This is a genomic window from Acinetobacter sp. GQ146 (assembly GCF_059758585.1).
Genome location: NZ_JCAXDV010000001.1, coordinates 602,200 through 620,226, shown reverse-complemented (window position 1 = coordinate 620,226; position 18,027 = coordinate 602,200). Strand labels below are relative to the sequence as shown.

Annotated in this window: 14 protein-coding genes; 4 read left to right on the top strand and 10 right to left on the bottom strand. The window is 42.1% G+C overall.

What is annotated here, in order from left to right; genetic code table 11:
* Positions 1 to 168 precede the first annotated feature (168 nt).
* A complete protein-coding gene (ruvC, locus tag AC6CHI_RS02985) occupies positions 169 to 714 on the top strand; it encodes a crossover junction endodeoxyribonuclease RuvC (RefSeq protein WP_458890602.1) in 546 nt (181 codons plus the stop codon).
* A 47-nt stretch (positions 715 to 761) separates the two neighbouring features.
* On the opposite strand, the gene AC6CHI_RS02980 is transcribed toward ruvC, so the two are convergent.
* Both AC6CHI_RS02980 and AC6CHI_RS02975 read right to left on the bottom strand, forming a co-directional pair.
* Positions 762 to 1,037: an acylphosphatase gene (locus AC6CHI_RS02980; protein WP_498119356.1), complete on the bottom strand. Its 276-nt coding sequence runs from the start codon at positions 1,035 to 1,037 to the stop codon at positions 762 to 764.
* Positions 1,021 to 2,529 (bottom strand): NAD(P)H-hydrate dehydratase, encoded by a 1,509-nt coding sequence (locus tag AC6CHI_RS02975; RefSeq protein ID WP_498119355.1) that lies wholly within the window; start codon positions 2,527 to 2,529, stop codon positions 1,021 to 1,023. The genes AC6CHI_RS02980 and AC6CHI_RS02975 overlap by 17 nt, the downstream gene beginning before the upstream one ends.
* A 21-nt stretch (positions 2,530 to 2,550) precedes the next feature.
* Here AC6CHI_RS02975 and queG point away from each other — a divergent pair, with 21 nt between their 5' ends.
* A complete protein-coding gene (gene queG / locus AC6CHI_RS02970) occupies positions 2,551 to 3,657 on the top strand; it encodes a tRNA epoxyqueuosine(34) reductase QueG (RefSeq protein ID WP_498119354.1) in 1,107 nt (368 codons plus the stop codon).
* Positions 3,658 to 3,949: 292 nt separating this feature from the next.
* Positions 3,950 to 4,939, top strand: a complete 990-nt coding sequence (gene bioB, locus AC6CHI_RS02965) for a biotin synthase BioB (protein ID WP_458890608.1) — start codon at positions 3,950 to 3,952, stop codon at positions 4,937 to 4,939.
* Between the two features lie 109 nt (positions 4,940 to 5,048).
* Here the strand turns inward: bioB and AC6CHI_RS02960 are convergent, their stop codons facing one another.
* The 6 genes from AC6CHI_RS02960 to AC6CHI_RS02935 all read right to left on the bottom strand — a co-directional run bounded on the left by AC6CHI_RS02960 (position 5,049) and on the right by AC6CHI_RS02935 (position 11,124).
* Positions 5,049 to 5,273, bottom strand: coding sequence for a hypothetical protein (locus AC6CHI_RS02960; RefSeq protein WP_498119353.1), 225 nt, complete (start codon positions 5,271 to 5,273; stop codon positions 5,049 to 5,051).
* Positions 5,274 to 5,710: 437 nt separating this feature from the next.
* Positions 5,711 to 6,412, bottom strand: coding sequence for a VIT1/CCC1 transporter family protein (locus tag AC6CHI_RS02955; protein ID WP_458890610.1), 702 nt, complete (start codon positions 6,410 to 6,412; stop codon positions 5,711 to 5,713).
* Positions 6,413 to 6,647: 235 nt separating this feature from the next.
* Entirely contained in the window at positions 6,648 to 8,105 is a 1,458-nt protein-coding gene (locus AC6CHI_RS02950) for an OmpA family protein (protein WP_498119352.1), read from the bottom strand.
* Positions 8,106 to 8,258: 153 nt separating this feature from the next.
* Positions 8,259 to 9,494 (bottom strand): dihydroorotase, encoded by a 1,236-nt coding sequence (locus AC6CHI_RS02945; protein WP_498119351.1) that lies wholly within the window; start codon positions 9,492 to 9,494, stop codon positions 8,259 to 8,261.
* 9 nt (positions 9,495 to 9,503) lie between these two features.
* Positions 9,504 to 10,520 carry an aspartate carbamoyltransferase catalytic subunit gene (locus AC6CHI_RS02940; RefSeq protein WP_498119350.1) on the bottom strand — a complete coding sequence of 339 codons (1,017 nt, stop codon included), beginning with the start codon at positions 10,518 to 10,520 and terminating at the stop codon, positions 9,504 to 9,506.
* 250 nt (positions 10,521 to 10,770) lie between these two features.
* Positions 10,771 to 11,124 (bottom strand): hypothetical protein, encoded by a 354-nt coding sequence (locus tag AC6CHI_RS02935; protein WP_498119349.1) that lies wholly within the window; start codon positions 11,122 to 11,124, stop codon positions 10,771 to 10,773.
* A gap of 254 nt (positions 11,125 to 11,378) precedes the next feature.
* On the opposite strand from AC6CHI_RS02935, the gene rlmKL reads away from it, so the two are divergent.
* A complete protein-coding gene (gene rlmKL, locus AC6CHI_RS02930; protein ID WP_498119348.1) occupies positions 11,379 to 13,583 on the top strand; it encodes a bifunctional 23S rRNA (guanine(2069)-N(7))-methyltransferase RlmK/23S rRNA (guanine(2445)-N(2))-methyltransferase RlmL in 2,205 nt (734 codons plus the stop codon).
* Positions 13,584 to 13,644: 61 nt separating this feature from the next.
* Here rlmKL and AC6CHI_RS02925 read toward each other — a convergent pair whose 3' ends face one another.
* Both AC6CHI_RS02925 and clpB read right to left on the bottom strand, forming a co-directional pair.
* Positions 13,645 to 14,934, bottom strand: a complete 1,290-nt coding sequence (locus AC6CHI_RS02925; RefSeq protein ID WP_498119347.1) for a DUF945 family protein — start codon at positions 14,932 to 14,934, stop codon at positions 13,645 to 13,647.
* A 210-nt stretch (positions 14,935 to 15,144) separates the two neighbouring features.
* Positions 15,145 to 17,724, bottom strand: coding sequence for an ATP-dependent chaperone ClpB (gene clpB, locus AC6CHI_RS02920; RefSeq protein WP_498119346.1), 2,580 nt, complete (start codon positions 17,722 to 17,724; stop codon positions 15,145 to 15,147).
* Between the last annotated feature and the right edge of the window lie 303 nt (positions 17,725 to 18,027).

Sequence of the window (18,027 nt, the reverse complement as noted above, 5' to 3'; positions counted from 1 at the left end):
TAAAATTGCAGAAATACCTCAGCATAAACTTCACCTGTGGTTTTTATTGGGCCAAGTGCTGCAAGAATCAGCAAAAACTAAAATTAAGTTCCCATAAAAAAATATAAAATCATATAATTATTTAATCTGGTGCTTAGCTCACCTATTTTCCTTTTACAAAGTTTAACTATGTCATTAATTATTGGGATTGACCCAGGTTCACGCCTCACTGGCTATGGAATTATAGAAAAAGACGGTCAAAAATTACGTTTTGTTGATGCTGGCACTATTCGCACCGAAAGTAAGGACATGCCCGAACGTTTAAAACGAATTTTCGCAGGGGTTGAGCGGATTGTGAAATTTCATGGTCCCACTGAAGCTGCGGTAGAACAAGTCTTTATGGCTCAAAACCCTGATTCTGCCTTAAAACTTGGTCAAGCTCGGGGGGCAGCAATTGCAGCTTTGGTCAATTTAGATTTACAAGTAGCAGAATATACGGCACGCCAGATTAAACAATCGGTCGTGGGTTATGGGGCTGCGGATAAAGAACAAGTCCAGATGATGGTCGTGAAACTGTTAAATTTAAGCGTCACACCACAGGCAGATGCTGCCGATGCCCTTGCTGCTGCGATTTGTCATGCTCATGCTTCTGGCAGCATGACCAAGTTGGCGGTTTTGAATGCTCTCGGTGGTATGGCACGTGGACGCAGCCGTTCTAGCAGTCGCAGACGTTAATTGTACATTTTATTCAGGATACGAGTCTGGAATGTCGAACACTTAGGCTATTTTATGATTTGAAAATCCTGAAATCCTATCACTCCTTCATCTGAAACCGTACTCACTTCGATCACCTGAGCCAGATTCGGTCCGATATACGCCAATTCAATCAAACGCTGTAACTGCGCTGGCGTTGTGATAACCAATGCTTCCACCTGTCCTGTAGGTAAATTTCGCACCCATCCACAGACCTGCAGCTGAATCGCTTGTAGTTGAAACCAACGACGGTATCCAACCCCTTGAACTTGACCTGAAATCGTAAGTTTATAACGCTGTTGCATTCTGCCCACCATTCACGACCTGATAGATGACCCCGCCCATACTGTGCGCTTGTAATCCCCGCATCCCCTGTGCCGCCAAAAGATCACCCGCTTGGGCATGCAAAGTGACGATTTCATGTAAGTGGATTTGATGATGAAATTGCGCTTTTAAACTGGCAACCATTCCCGCAAGCACATCCCCCATACCTCCTGTCCCCATGCCTGCATTGCCTTGAGTACAAATATACAAGTCTTGTTCCAAGATTAAACTGCCTGAACCCTTCAATACCCATTGCCCCGAAAAGGTCTCTTGTAGGCGATGAATAGCAGCAATACGATCCTGCTCAATGTCCGTCACGCTACACCCCAATAAGGTTGCAGCTTCACCCGAATGGGGGGTGGCATACATATGCTCATTCAATTTTTGCTTGTTTTTCGCTAAAAACCACAGTCCATCTGCATCCAATACCACTTCTAGATGCGAGCTTTGCTTCAGTAAACCAAACCACTGTGTGAATATTTCTGCTGCCCATTCATCTCGCCCAAGCCCCATCCCAAAACATACCGCATCAACATGTGAAAGGAGCTGCTGAATCGCTGATGGATCAAAACCATTGATATCGCGCACCATAATATTCGGTGCACGTGCCAATATCGCGTGATGATGCTTGGCATGACAAACCACACTTACTTTTCCAGCACCCGCATGAAAAGCCGCTTCAGCCGCCATGATCACAGCACCGCCCATATCGGCATGACCACCGACCACCAAGACATGCCCATAACTGCCTTTATGGCCAAAAGCTTGTCGCTGCGGTAGCAAAATATGCTTTGGAGATAATTGAGCGATTGGTTTTAATTTTTCGTCAGCTGGAATAAGGCTCAGTAAATGCAGCTGCCCCACAAATTCTTTGCCCTGTCCTGTGAATAATCCTGCTTTATAACCTAACAAGGTATAGGTAAGATCAGCCTGAATTGCACATGGTAATGCCTGCCCCGTATTCGCCTGTAAGCCGCTCGGAATATCAACTGCAATTTTCAATCCGGTTTGCGCATTAAATAACTGAATGATGGTTTGCCACTGCTGACTCAACTCGCGATTCAAACCTATGCCAAATAGGGCATCGATATGACATTCAAACGGCTCTAATTGTTGTTGTAATTCAGGCTGCTTAATCCCTGTTTCAAGCGCAATAAACGTGACATGCTGAGACTGCGCAAATAGATATGCTTGATGTAAATCAGGAGAAGAACCACGTTCTGTTGCTAAAACAGTGACCTGCAAACCCGCCTGTTTTAAGTAGCCTGCAATAAAATAACCATCCCCCGCATTATTGCCTTGTCCACACCAAACCGCGACTTTTTTTATTTGGTTTTGTTCAAACTGTACCAGCAACTGTTGCACGATTGTCCAAGCGGCTTGTTGCATCAAGCCCAATGATGAATTTTGCTGAGCAAACCAACGTTGCTCCCATGCTTGAATTTCACTGCTATGGTAAACTGAACGTTGCATGATTTCCCCTATTATTGGTTTATGGCTTCAACCTCTTCTTCCTCAAAAATCTCACTGCAACAGCTTGATCTTCAAGAACTGAAAGCATGGATTAAAGCACAGGCTTTAGACTTGGGTTTTGCTGATTGTGTCATTGCCAAACCAGATGCTCAAGCAGAATTAGAACGTTTTAAAGAATATTTAAAACGTGGATACCATGCTGATATGAGCTATTTAGAGGAAAATCTTGATAAGCGTGCCGATCCGACTTTATTAGTCCCAGGCACGCGCAGCATTATTTGCGTCCGTATGAATTATTTAGTGGAAACCCCAAAACCACGCTATGTCCCATACGAACCCAATGCAGCGATTATTGCGCGATATGCCCGTGGTCGCGATTATCATAAAATCATGCGTGGTCGGCTTAAAACCCTTGCAAGTCGGATACGAGAACGCGTGGGTGAATTTGAATCCCGCCCTTTTGCGGACTCTGCCCCCATTTTTGAAAAGTCGTTAGCTGAAAATGCAGGTATGGGCTGGACAGGAAAACACACTTTACTGATTCATAAAAAATCAGGCTCCTTTTTTGTCTTGGGTGAACTGTTCACTTCTTTAGATTTACCCTTTGACGGCCCAACCACCAAGCATTGCGGCTCTTGCACTGCCTGTATTGATATTTGTCCGACCCAAGCCATTGTCGAACCCTATATGCTAGATGCACGAAAATGTATTGCCTATTTAACCATTGAATACAAAGGCATCATTCCTGAGGAATTAAGACGTGGCATCGGCAACCGTATTTTCGGCTGTGATGACTGCCAACTAATCTGTCCATGGAACGGCTTTGCCCAAAAAGCCAGTATCGAAGATTTTAATCCGCGACATAACCTTGATCGAGTCACTTTACTGGATTTATGGCATTGGGATGAGCCTACGTTTTTAGCCAATACCGAAGGCAGCCCAATACGGCGAACAGGCTATCAAAGCTTCATGCGAAATATTGCAATTGGTTTAGGAAATGCGCCATTTTCTAGCTTAATACTGCAAACTTTGCATGAAACTCGTCACTTACATGATGAGATTGTGCAAGTCCATATTGACTGGGCCATTCAAGAGCAACTGCTTAAATCACAAACAACTTTAAACTGATCTGAAGTGAATACATCTTTCTGTTTAGATTTACAGTTCTTTGCAAAGTTATTGTTTTATAAAAAGGATAGTTACGCGTTTGTCACAAAATTAATTTCTTTTTTTAGAAACTTTGCTTGGAATTCCACTTAAAACCAGATGATTTTGTAACTAAAGCTTTAATCTAAACAGTCATTGTATCTACTCAAATTAATCGTCAGATACTATAAGTTTTGGTTTTTTTTGCCTTTGGTTTTGGCACGAAATCTGTATGATAAAAGCCAATAAAGAATACAGATGATGGACTTCTAGAATGACTGTACGTAATGATTGGACGCGTGAAGAAATTCAAGCTTTATATGAACAACCTTTTTTAGACTTGGTCTTCCAAGCGCAAAAAGTTCATCGTGAGCATTTCGATGCCAATACCATTCAAGTCAGCACTTTATTATCAATTAAAACAGGCAAATGCCCTGAAGATTGCAAATATTGCTCTCAATCTGCCCGTTACGACTCAAAATTAGAAGCAGAAAAACGCATTGCCGTAGATAAAGTGATTAGCGAAGCCAAAGAAGCCTTAGCTTCTGGTTCTTCTCGCTTTTGTATGGGTGCTGCATGGCGCAACCCACATGAACGCGATATGCCATATGTACTTGAAATGGTTCGTGAAGTAAAAGCCTTAGGCTTAGAAACCTGTATGACCCTTGGCATGTTGAACCAGTCTCAAGCAGAACGCTTAAAAGATGCGGGTCTAGATTACTACAACCATAATTTGGATACATCGCGCGAATACTATTCAAACATCATCAGTACCCGTACTTTTGATGATCGTTTAAATACACTTGAATATGTCCGCGGTGCGGGTATGAAAGTGTGTAGCGGTGGTATTGTTGGTTTGGGTGAAGACACGGCAGATCGTATCGGCCTATTACTCGAACTTGCTACTTTACCGATTCATCCAGAATCTGTGCCAATCAACATGCTAGTTCCTATTGAAGGGACACCTTTAGCAGATGTAGAAAAACTTGATGTAACGGAATGGATTCGTACCATTGCAGTTGCACGTATCATCATGCCTAAAAGCTATATTCGCCTTTCTGCTGGACGTGAGTCTTTATCTGATTCAGACCAAGCACTGGCATTTATGGCAGGTGCTAACTCACTATTCTCTGGTGAAAAATTACTGACCACCCCTAATGCTGGCGAAGGTCGTGACAAGCAATTGTTCAATAAATTAGGTTTAGTGGCAGAAAGAGCGAAACCAACCGTTGCTGAAATTTCAGTAGATGCAATGGCTGGCTAATAGAGCTTCTCAAGTTCTTAAGCGCAATAAAAAAGCCAGTTCTATGAATTGGCTTTTTTATTTGTAGTGCATTCCGTATGCTTAGCATGTACTCAATGAGTGATAAGCCTCAACCCGAAAAATTATGCGCAGTAATTAAAATGCCGTATTGCGCATTTAGATAATCCCCTTTCCTAATAATATCCGCACCGTTGGCATGATAAACCGTTAATTGCTTGGCAACAGCATCGTACTCAAATCGGTCAAAACAATCCTGATGATGACACAACCACTTCAATGTATCTGCGAGTTGATCATCAACAATATAAGTATTTTTTTGGAAATCTTTAGCCATATCAAATCAGGAACTATACGATTTTAATATTGTAACCAGCTTAGCTGAATTGGATAAGTGTTTGCTATAAAATTCTGTCCCCCTGAAAGCACAAAATCCGAAATGACAGTATCACTTCGGATTAAGCTCGGTAAAATACAACCTTTATGAGGTTTTATTTACACCACACTTTCGACATTCTAGATGCTCACCAATTTCCGCCATTTGTTCATATTCATAAATGTGGAAACACAGTAATTTCTTGAGCAATTGAAGCATTTTAAACTCCTTGTTTAATTTTTTTGCCGCTTAACTGTTTCGGTCCTGAAACATTTATGCATCTCAAGTAACAGATACATGACATAATAATTATCATATTTTGAACAAATGGCAAATAATTATCTGTGATGTACACTGCATTTCATCGGAAAGTTGAGCAAAAGCCTAGACTATTTTCCCTATGCAACATTGACGTTAAACAACGAACCAATGGCGCTCGTAATCAGCATGGCAAAACATCCCCAGAACAAGACTCTTAACGACCCCTTCAAAATTGGAGAACCCGCGGTATAACTCGCCAATGCCCCTAAACCAAGCAGTGAAAAAATCGCAGTAACGACAATGGCGTTGGCCATATACTGTTGTGGCGCAAACAGTACAGCCAGTAATGGAATCACCGCACCAACAGAAAAAGACAATGCCGAAGAAAACGCAGCCTGAAGAGGTTTAGCCACTGTCATTTCACTAATCCCAATCTCATCTCTTGCATGGGCAGCCAAAGAATCATGCGCTGTTAACTGCACAGCCACTTCATGCGCCAGCTTTTCATCTAAGCCTCGATGGATATAAATTAATGTTAGTTCCTTTAACTCTTGCTCAGGATTCTTTTCCAATTCACGGCGTTCGAGGGCTAAGTCAGCTTCTTCAATATCTGCCTGCGATTTCACCGAAATATATTCGCCCGCAGCCATTGAAATCGCGCCTGAAATTAATCCAGCCAAACAGGTAATAAAAATCGTTTGTTGGCCCGCACCGCTTGCAACCACCCCTATGACCAAACTGGTGACGGAGATAATGCCATCATTTGCCCCCAGTACTGCTGCACGCAGCCAACCCGATTTTTCTAAATTATGCTTTTCTATATGTATGGATCTTCTCATCGCAACTCTCTTTTACTTCGTTAGCACTTTTTACTGTCTTTTCAAGATCTTCTTCTATCCTACCGCAAACCCCGTTCTAGACCTATGCATTCAGTCAAATTATGTTGTTCTGTTTAAGATTGACAAAAATTTAATCTAATAAAAAAGGTTAATGTCGAATATCCACATTAACCTTCTGATTAGAATTCAGTGAGATCCATAAAGCCCCAACGCGCTTATGGATACAAAATATTGATCAATAACCCTCCGTGATCCCCGCTTCATTAACCTGTCGCACTTTACCAGTGTCCTTATTCATAACTTTAAATTCAATTCTGCGGTTTTTAAATTGCCCTTCAGGCGTGCCATTTTCCGCAATTGGTTGCTCTGCACCGAATCCGACCGCTTGCAATTTAGCTGGATCAACGCCTTTTTGTACCAAATAATCCATCACTGCTTGTGCCCGCTTCACAGAAAGTGCTTTATTTTCTTGTGCTGAACCGACATTATCTGTGTGCCCTTCAATGACCAATTCCACTTGTGGAGCGCGTTTAAGCAATGCAGCTGCCTGATCCAGAATCGACTTATTTAATTCTGGAATATCACTCGAATACGGTTCGAAATTGATAATTTGTAGATTTAATGCTGTTGCAACATCCAGTGCTCGGATATGTTCAGGATTCAGGCTAGATAATGCTTTCTCAGCATCACTAATACTGCTATCCACCGCTTGATTGATGTCTAAAGGCTGCTGGGTCAAAATTTGCATGTTTTTCACCAAAGGCTTAATTTTTTCAGCCAGTTCTGAAGCCCGCGCATTACTTTCTGCTTGTATGACCAATTGATCACCCATCCATGTGAGTGAGACATTCGGTTGATCCTTTAAGATTTTGAGTACGCTTGGTATGGCATCCTGATCAATAAAGGCACTATGCAGCTGACTATTATCATCTGCACCACAACCAACTGGATGGACAAAAATCTGCTTCACTTCGCCCTGTAAAATATCAATATAAGCTTTATCTGCAATCAAGATTTGACAGGTAACCAGTTGACCATCACTGCCTGTTGTCAGCTGAAACGTCGCAGGCATACTCGCAACTGCACTACCTTCTGGCATCGGGCTAGGCGGATCTTTTGGACTACACATTTTCAACAGTAAAACAGCAATCACCCCAAGCGCAATGATCAATAAAATAGGTACCCACCATTTTCTCTGTGCTGTTTTATGATGTGAAGCAAGTGCCGTTGGGGCCTGATGTACGGTGTGCCCAACTAGCGTATTGACTCCCAATGCCGCAAGTAAAGGTTTTGCCCATAAGGGCAGCGCGACCTCTATATCAGTACTATGATTTTGCAAGAAATGTTCGATTGTATGAACATTACTAGAACCCGCTTGTGCTTCTAACACCCCCAAGGTCGGTGCAATGGCATGATTCAGTGTTTCTTCTATTTCTGACGGCGGAGCAGTCGCACCAATCGCCTCTATGAATTTTTCTTTGAGCGATACATGGGTTGTAAAAATATCATTTAAACGCGGGTTCAAATGATTCTGTAGCTCCGTGATATATTCAGGTTTATCCTTTAACAAGCTTAATAAAATGGGATAAAAATTATCGAGCGCGTGCTTTTTTTCCAGTAAATGTTCAGTCTCCGACTGTAATACAATGGGGGTGACTTGTTGCTGTAATAATTCAATAATATTGGTAAGCATTTCCTGCCCTCTTATTCTTCTGATGTTTCACTAAAATAGTGTATATGTTCGTTTTTTATACAGTGTAAATTATTGTATTTTCTCAAGCTACATTCAAACATTCCAAATAAAAAAAGCCAGCATTTGCTGGCTTCCACAACATCTATCAGGACTTTAGCCAATAAACGTTTGTACAACTTTACCTGTTAAAGTCTGGTTAATTAATGGTGTGTTTTTACCTTGTGACAGAATACTGTCTTTGGTCAGCGTCCATTCAAGTTCCGGATCAACCAACACCCAACCTGCTTCGTTTAACCAACGTTCTTCCATATTGGCGACTTTTGCAGGGGCTAAGGTCACTTTTTCAACCCATTGTAATGGGCTAAATAAGCCTTGTTTCACCAAGTCCACACCCAAAGACACATAAGTATCAAATGCAGTAAAACCAGGCTCTGTTTCAGCAAAAGGTGCCATTTTGGCCGAGCTGCTTAATGGTTCATGGTGCGTACAAATCGCATCGATCACACCTTCTTTTACCCCTTGACGTAAACGCTCTTGATCTTTTTCTGAACGTAATGGCGGACGTACATGCGCCAAGGCATTAAAACCATCAATTAAGCTGTCGGTTAAATGCAATTGATGCATCGCAACATCCGCAGTCACCGGTAAGCCTTTTTCTTTCGCAATACGAATTAACTCAACCGAAGCCCCACAAGACAACAAGCTAAAATGCGCTTTAACTCCTGTCGCTTCAATCATCAACAGGTATTTAGCAATCGCAACCGTTTCAGCCAAAGCTGGAATCATCGGCAAGCCTTGGCGTGACGCGATGAAGCCTTCATGTACACAGCCATCCTTCGCGATTTGCGGTTCTTCTGCGTAGAACACCACCGTTAACCCTAAACCTGCGGCATATTCCAATGTACGAATGACCACATCATCATTGGCAAAAGACGCATTGGCATTTGAAACCGCGGTACAACCACCTTTTTTCAAGGCCGCCATATTGGCAGGTTGTTGTCCATTGAGACCCTGCGTTTGAGCACCAATCACTTGGAGATAAATACCACCATCCAGCATGGCTTTTTCCACTAAACCATGAATTAAAGCACCATTGTCTTGCACAATCGGCTTTGAGTCTGGTGGCGTAAATACATGCAAAATACCATTTTCACGTGCTGCACGACCTTCAGACTTTAAAGTCCCATGCTGTTGTTGACCTGGCTCACGTAAGCGCGCACACAAGTCCACCATGGTTGGCATTAACCATTTACCCTGACCATCAATTGTGCTTTCAACCTGATCGGATGCCGCGACCAATTTACCTTGCTGAAGATAAACGGTTTGTACAGCATCGGTTTGCTGAATAGGGTCTAAGACACGGACATTTTCAATTTTTACAATACTCATGACGTTCCCTTATCCTGCAATTGCTTCTAATAAACCTTGTTCTTGTAACTGCCCCTGCATCGACAGGGCTAAGACTGCCATACGCACAGCAATACCATTGGTGACTTGATTTAGAATCACCGATTGCGGACCATCAGCAATACTGGAATCAATTTCAACCCCACGGTTCATCGGCCCTGGATGCATGACAATACAGTCAGGCTTGGCTAAAGCTAAACGTTCTTTGTTCAGACCAAACATTTTGTAAAATTCTGCTTGTGACGACAGTGCTGGCGAATCAATACGTTCATTCTGGATACGTAGCGTGATAATGACATCACAGTCTGTCACCCCTTCGTCCATTTTGTTAAATAAACGCACCCCAGCACCATATTCTTCAAAACCATGTGGCAATAAAGTATTTGGCGCAATCACACGAATATCGTTACAGCCCAAAGTTTGTAATGCTGCCACATCAGAACGTGCTACACGCGAATGCTTGATATCACCAATGATGGCGACACTAAGCTCTTCAAATGGCTTCTTGGTTTCACGGCGAATAGTCAGCATGTCCAGCATCGCTTGCGTTGGATGCGCGTGACGACCATCCCCGGCATTGATAATCGCAACATGTGGGCAAACGGTATTGGCAATAAAATGTGCTGCACCTGAAGATGAATGACGCACAACAAAAATGTCTGCTGCCATGGCTTCGAGATTCCACAACGTATCACGTAGCGTTTCGCCTTTTGAGGTACTTGAGCGTGCAATATCAATATTTAGCACATTGGCAGATAAGCGCTTCGCCGCAGCTTCAAATGTTGTACGAGTACGGGTGGAATTTTCAAAGAAAAGGTTCATTACCGTACGACCTTCAAGAAGATTGTTGGTTATGAGCTGATTTTGGTCATTAAAAAAGGACTGCGCTGTGTCCAATATTTTCGTGAGAGTGGCTTTCGATAGCCCTTCGATAGTGAGGAAATGCTTTAAATTTCCATCTTTATTGAGTTGAATCTGACTCGGAGTATGCAATGCAGCCAAGTGCATGAGAGATTCCTTATACGTTAAGTTAACGTATTATACAGAGATTCCCTTTATTTGGCAGTTGAAGTTTTCATCATTCACAGTAAATCTATGACGATAATAAAAATGAAACCTGAATTTCCTATGCAATATTTCAATCAGATAATTTAAACAAAATAGATCTCTGCACCTTGCGGCGACCAATCATCATAGATTGAGCCCGCATGATGATTGGCTTTAATAAGATGCTCAGCACCCTTTCATGCAACAAGATTTAACGCAATGCACCAATATAGTGATGATGCACTTGTGCACGATAGATTTCTTCTTCGGTGACTTCATCTTTCCGAGACTGTACAGGCTCAATCATGCGTTCAGCCACCCCTTCAGATTCAATCTCTGTATCCAAATCCATAAAACTGCGTAAACGCTCAGCCTGTCGCACCAGTTCCGCATCCCCTGTTGCGCATGCCAAATCAACGACATGTCTTGCATACGCTTTATTTTCTGCAAGATACAGTGCATCAATGACACGTCCAGAAACGCGGCGTAACCGTGTATAAATTAATGTCGCAGCTGAAAAAGCCTCAGGATGAGCAACGAATCCATGATTAGACATCTCTTTCATTCAATCCCCCAGTTTTATTAAATTTAATACGAATCAATCTTTCACAGCAAAAGCATGAGAAGAAACACGGCATCACCCTCTTGCCCTTTATGCCTAAAGAGTTAGCAAAATACATACCAGTTTATGAGAACTGTGCTTGAAAATATGATTTTTTTTATGATCTGTTTAGCCAAACATGCAATTTAAAAAGCTTTCAAAGCCAAAATCAGTTAAACTTTACGAAGTATTTTTTTAAATTTTGGTCTATCTAATTTATGAATAGCTCTTCCCGTTTAAGCAACTATTGGGTCACATGTGCAGATGGGCTAGAAACCTTACTCCAAGAAGAATTACAAGGTCTAGGCATCGAACAAATTGAACGCTTTCCAGGGCGTTTAGTTTTTAAAGGCACATTAGAACATGCCTACCGTATTTGCATGTGGTCACGTTTGGCTTCACGTGTGCTACTTCCTATTCATACTCATGAATTAGAACGCAGTCATGATGCGCGGGATGTTGCAGAAGAACTCTATGAAGGTGCCATCAGCTTTGACTGGTCTTTGATTTTTGCACCACAAAGCACCTTTGCAATTCGTTTGCATGTTGAACGCGAAATTATGGTGAACAGCCAGTTTGCGACTTTACGTGTGAAAGATGGTGTAGTTGACTCCTTTATGGAAGCTGTAGGACGTCGACCAAGTATTGACACCAAACAGCCTGAAATTACCCTATATGTTTTGGCGGGTAAAACTGAGCATACTTACTGTCTCGATTTATCTGGTGATTCCTTACATAAGCGTGGCTATCGTCGTTTCATGACTGATGCACCTATTAAGGAAAACCTCGCTGCGGCTATTTTGCAAAAAGCTAAATTACAGCAATTAAACCCTGACATTATTCTCGACCCAATGTGTGGATCGGGTACCTTCATTATTGAATCATTAATGCTGTTAACAGACCGCGCCCCAGGTCTGGTTCGTCGTTTTGGTTTTAATGGTTGGAATGGCCATAATCACGATTTATGGATGTCGATTAAGGCTGAAGCTGCTGAGCGTCATCAACAAGGGATGGCAAAACCATTACCAAAACTTTATGCATTTGATGCGGATTGGGAAGCGGTTAAAGCGACCAAGCAAAATATTATTGCCGCGGGTTTTGAAAGCCTGCTCGACCAGATTCAGATTGAAGAACGTACTTTATCTGACTGGCCTGACTTTGAACTCGGCAACCAAACAGCTTTTATTGTGACTAACCCACCGTATGGCGAACGTTTAGGCGATAAAGCCTCAAACCGTGCCTTATATTTGGGTTTATCGGCATTATTGCAAAAGAACTTCCCAAATCAAACTGCAGCAGTCATTGCCGCGGCAGTTGAGCAAGCGGATGTCATGGCATTCAGCGATCCGCAAACCATGCGTTTGATGAATGGTAAATTACCGATTTACATTCGTTTAGGTAAAATCAAACCTGCAACGGTCATGAAACCCTTCCTTGAAACTTGGCAACCGCTGCAATTTGAACCAATTGAAGGCGCAGAAGATTTTGCCAATCGTTTACAGAAAAATATGCAAACCCTGAAAAAGTGGGCAGTCAAAGAAGGTGTATTCTGTTTGCGCTTGTATGATGCTGACTTGCCCGACTTTAATGTTGCCGTAGACTTGTATGGTGACCGTCTGCATGTTCAAGAATATGCTCCACCGAAAACAATCGATCCAGAAAAAGCTAAAAAGCGTTTTAATTTAGCTTTAGCTGCTATTCGTGCGGTTACAGGCTTAGGGCGTGATGCAATCTTTATTAAGACCCGTGCACGTCAGGAAGGCAAGAATCAGTACACCAAACAAAGTACGGCTTCAAAACGCTTTATCGTGCAGGAAGGAAAGGCCAAAATTTTAGTTAACATGACGGATTATCTAGATACCGGCTTGTTCTTGGATCACCGCCAAATTCGTTTACGAATTGCCAAAGAAGCGCGTGGTAAGCATTTCCTGAACTTGTATAGCTATACCTCAACGGCGAGCTTACATGCGGCTTTAGGTGGTGCTGCGAGTACGACTAGCGTCGATTTGTCGAATACCTACCTGAACTGGTCAAAAGAAAACTTTGTCTTGAACGGTTTAACTGTCGATCATGCCGATGAACAGCATCAATTCTTTGCCAGTGACTGTTTTGAATGGCTGAAAGAAGGTCATGAACAATATGACCTGATTTTTATCGATCCACCGACTTTCTCAAACTCGAAGAAGTTTTACGGCACTTTTGACGTGCAGCGTGATCATGTATCACTGCTTAAACGCGCCATGAACCGTCTAACTACTGAAGGGACTTTATACTTCTCAAACAACTACCGTGGTTTCGAGCTGGATGAAGAAATTGAGGCGATGTTTGATGTGCAAGAAATCACTCAAGATACTATTGGTCCAGACTTCAAACGCAATCAAAAAATCCACCGTGCGTGGAAGATTCAACATCATCCGATCTAATTCTGAATAAAAAAAAGACCGCTTATGCGGTCTTTTTTTTATAGACGAAAATAGAAAAAATTTATTCCGTTAAGAATTTCTTTTCACCATATTTATATTCCAGCGACATTTTCATGACATCTCCATCCCGCTTTAATTGTCCTGACTGCTGCATACTGCTGAACATATTTTCAAGTTCTTGATCAGACATCGGCTGCTGTGCCTTACCCGGCAAACTATTCATAATGGATGCGACCATGTTTTTATCAAACTGCATATCGGCTTTGTATTCAACCAAGCTCGGCACCATACTCACCATGCCTTTTAAAGTTTTTTGGTGACTTGGCATAAAACGCCCCGTCAAACTGGCTTTCGCCTCCCCAGTCCCGACCTTGAGTTGATTATCCTTAGACTCAAACTTAAATCCTTCATTCATCACAGCAAGTAATGCAGGCTCCAGATCGTCCAATAACTTCTCTTTTGCGAGACAACTATTTTCACTCTTTTCTAGAATATCGAAGAAAGTCTGTAGCTTGGCTCGATTAACATCCAATAAATTGAAATTAAACTCAATATTTTGCATGGCGGGTGAATAAGGAACTTTCATTTCATCCGCTTGAATTGAAAATTTCGTATTCAATACTCGTTCCGTCAAATCACTTTCAGCTTCAATCCGATAGTTCTTTAGCTCGGCACTCATCGGAGTGTTCAAACCACGATCTGACATTTTCAACAAGTCCATATGGACCTTGGTTTTACCCGCTTCCAAATATTGCCCACTTAAGCCCTGATTGGTTTCTAGCGTGAGACCCGTCATTTGAAAGTGCGAATCAGCATCCATCACAGTTAAATTTGGAATCTTTAATTTCAGATCCAGTATTTTCAGCTGGTCATCTACAGGTTTAGCCCGATATTCGAGAGTCACTGGATCTAACCGTGTCTGTAATTGTACTTCTTTACGGCTAATCACTGGGGTGGTCAATGTTGATTTCATGGTACCAAGCCAGTTGACCTGTGTATTAAGCTTTAATGGTTCGTTCAACAAGGATTTCAGCGCACTATTCGCTTGTACAACTTTTATATCGGACTGAATATGATATCCATTCCAACTGCGCTGAATATGATCGCGTCCAGTGAGCTTAATCACTTCTTTAGGTTTACATGGATCAAGCAGCAATTCTGCAGTCCAATCGGCACTGCCTTGCAAGGTGCCCATCTCAAAATTTTGGTAATTTAAACTTAAATTTTTACTGGGTTGTTTGGCTTCTTGCTGGTAGTAGTTCTGTAAGCTTTTATCGGCATATAAATTTCCTCCAACAGCCAGTGTAGCCACGGCTACAATCCCTCCAATACCCCACGTTATTTTAGACATCTATATATCTCATATTGTCTGTTTATTATGTGTAAGCAGTATAATCAAAAGCCTGAATTAAAGATAATTAATTTGCAAATAAAGTGCTTATCAGAGATTTTTATCACAGAATAGTGCTAGAAAATGTCAGTTTTCGCCCTAAAAAATACATTGATAACCAGATTTTTACAGGCACAAAAAAACCAGCCGAAGCTGGTTTTTTTTGAAGGATTAAATCAGTTTCATTTTATCAAAGACCAACTGCCCATGATCCGCTTTAATCAAAATGGTATCGCCTGGCTGAAATTCCGCTGCGAGAATTTTCTGCGCCAGTGGATTTTCAACTTGTTGTTGAATTGCACGTTTTAATGGGCGCGCACCATAGATTGGGTCAAAGCCAGCATCAATCAATAAGTCAAAGGCAGTATCTTCAACCGTTAAGCTCAAATCACGCTCAGCCAAACGATTGCGTAAGCGATCCAATTGAATATCTGCAATGCCACGAATCTGCGCTTTTTTCAATGAATGGAAAATCACCAACTCATCAATACGGTTAATAAACTCAGGACGGAAGTGTTGAGATACAGCCCCCATCACCACGGCACGTACTTCATCTTCTGTGGCACCTTCACCCAACTCGCGAACATCTTGTGAGCCTAGATTAGAAGTCATAACAATAACAGTATTCTTAAAGTCAACTACTCGACCTTGGGAATCTGTTAAACGACCATCATCCAAGACCTGCAACAAGATATTGAAGACATCTGGATGTGCTTTTTCGACTTCATCGAATAACACCACGCTATAAGGCTTACGACGCACAGCTTCGGTTAAAACACCACCTTCCTCATAACCTACATAGCCCGGAGGTGCCCCGACCAAACGGCTGACCGAATGTTTCTCCATGAATTCACTCATGTCGATACGAATCATGGCATCATCACTATCAAACAGGAAGTTCGCCAGAGCTTTGGTTAACTCGGTTTTACCCACCCCTGTTGGTCCTAAGAATAAGAACGAACCACTCGGACGGTTTGGATCAGACAAGCCGGCACGGGAACGACGAACTGCATTCGACACAGCAACCACCGCTTCATCTTGCCCGACCACGCGGTTATGCAGGAACTCTTCCATCTGCAACAGTTTTTCGCGCTCACCTTGTAACATTTTCGACACCGGAATACCTGTCGCAGCACTCACAACTTCAGCAATCTCATTATCGGTGACTTTGTTACGTAACAATTTCGGTGCTTCATTTTCTTCTGCAACCTCAATACGCTCCAACTGCTTTTGCAATTCAGGAATCACCCCATACTGCAAGCGTCCAGCTTCCGCCAAATCACCTTCACGTTGCGCTTTTTCTAGGGCAATACGCGCTTGATCCAACTTCACTTGAATGTCTTTATTACCTTCAACCAAGGCTTTATCAGCGCGCCAGATTTCTTCCAGATCGTTATATTCTTTCTCAACTGTCGCAATCTGTTCTTCAAGGTGCTTAATTTCACCTTTAGCCCCAGCATCTTCATCTTTCTTGACGGCTTCCAGCTGCATTTTGAGTTGAATCAAACGACGATCCAACTTATCCAAGGCTTCAGGTTTAGAGTCTAGCTCCATTTTAATCCGTGATGCTGCTTCATCAATCAAATCGATGGCTTTGTCAGGTAATTGACGATCGGTAATATAACGGTGTGACATTTTCGCTGCTGCAATAATTGCAGAATCGAGAATCTGCACCCCATGGTGCGTTGCATATTTCTCTTTGAGTCCACGTAAAATTGCAATAGTGTCTTCTACACTTGGTTCATCGACCAATACTTTTTGGAAGCGACGCTCTAAAGCTGCATCTTTTTCAATATATTGACGATATTCATCCAGTGTGGTCGCACCAACACAACGCAGCTCACCCCGGGCTAATGCAGGTTTTAACATATTACCTGCATCCATTGCACCATCGGCCTTACCCGCACCTACAAGCGTATGTAGTTCATCAATAAATAGAATGATCTCACCTTCGTGTTTGGCCAAATCTTTCAGTACCGCTTTTAAACGTTCTTCAAATTCACCACGATATTTAGCACCGGCAAGCAACGAACCCAAGTCTAAAGAGAGAACGCGTTTGCCTTTTAAGCTTTCAGGCACTTCGCCATTGACGATACGCTGCGCCAAACCTTCAACAATGGCAGTTTTACCCACCCCAGGTTCACCAATCAGCACAGGGTTATTTTTGGTTCGACGTGACAAAACTTGAATAGTGCGACGGATTTCATCATCACGCCCAATCACAGGGTCAAGTTTTCCATTCAAAGCACGTTCATTTAAATCAATCGTATATTTATTCAGTGAATCACGCTGATCTTCATGATTATTACTCATGACCTTCTCATCCCCTCGAATTTTATCAATCACTTTACGCAAGCTGTCGCTTGTTACGCCTACGCTATTTAATAACGACTTGGTTGCTCCCACTTCAGCGAGCGCCAATAACACCCAATCGGTTGAAAGAAACTCATCCCCTGCTTTTTGCGCATAACTATCCGCCAGATTTAACGCTTTCACCGCTTCTGGACTCAGATTGATGTCCCCTGTTGGATTGGCAAGGGTTGGAGCATCTTTAATGGCTTGCTGTAATTTGCTTTGCAAATCACGTAAATTGGCACCCGCCTGTTGAAAAATACTGGAATTCGAAGCTTCTTCCAACAAGATCGACAGCACATGAATGCCTTCAATAGAGGTATGATCCTTACCCATAGCCAAGGATTGTGCATCAGAAAGTGCTTGCTGCAGGCGGTTTGTAAATTTCTCGAAACGCATTCTTGTTATTCCTCAAAACAAATTTTTAACTTGTAAGATATATGGGAACTTATTTTTAGATTTCAAATTAATTTTCACATATTTTTCAAAAACTTAAATACAAAAATATGCTGTAGCTTAGTTATAATATTGGTATAGTTATTTTTATTTTCAAGAGTGTTGATGTAATTTTTTTACCCAACCGTCTTAAAGCAAATAACCGCCTATTCCTACACATAATATCGTCTTGCAGATGAAGTCTTAAAAGACCAACTACGACTTCCCAACAATAAAACGATGACCAGAACGAAAACAGGCTGGTTT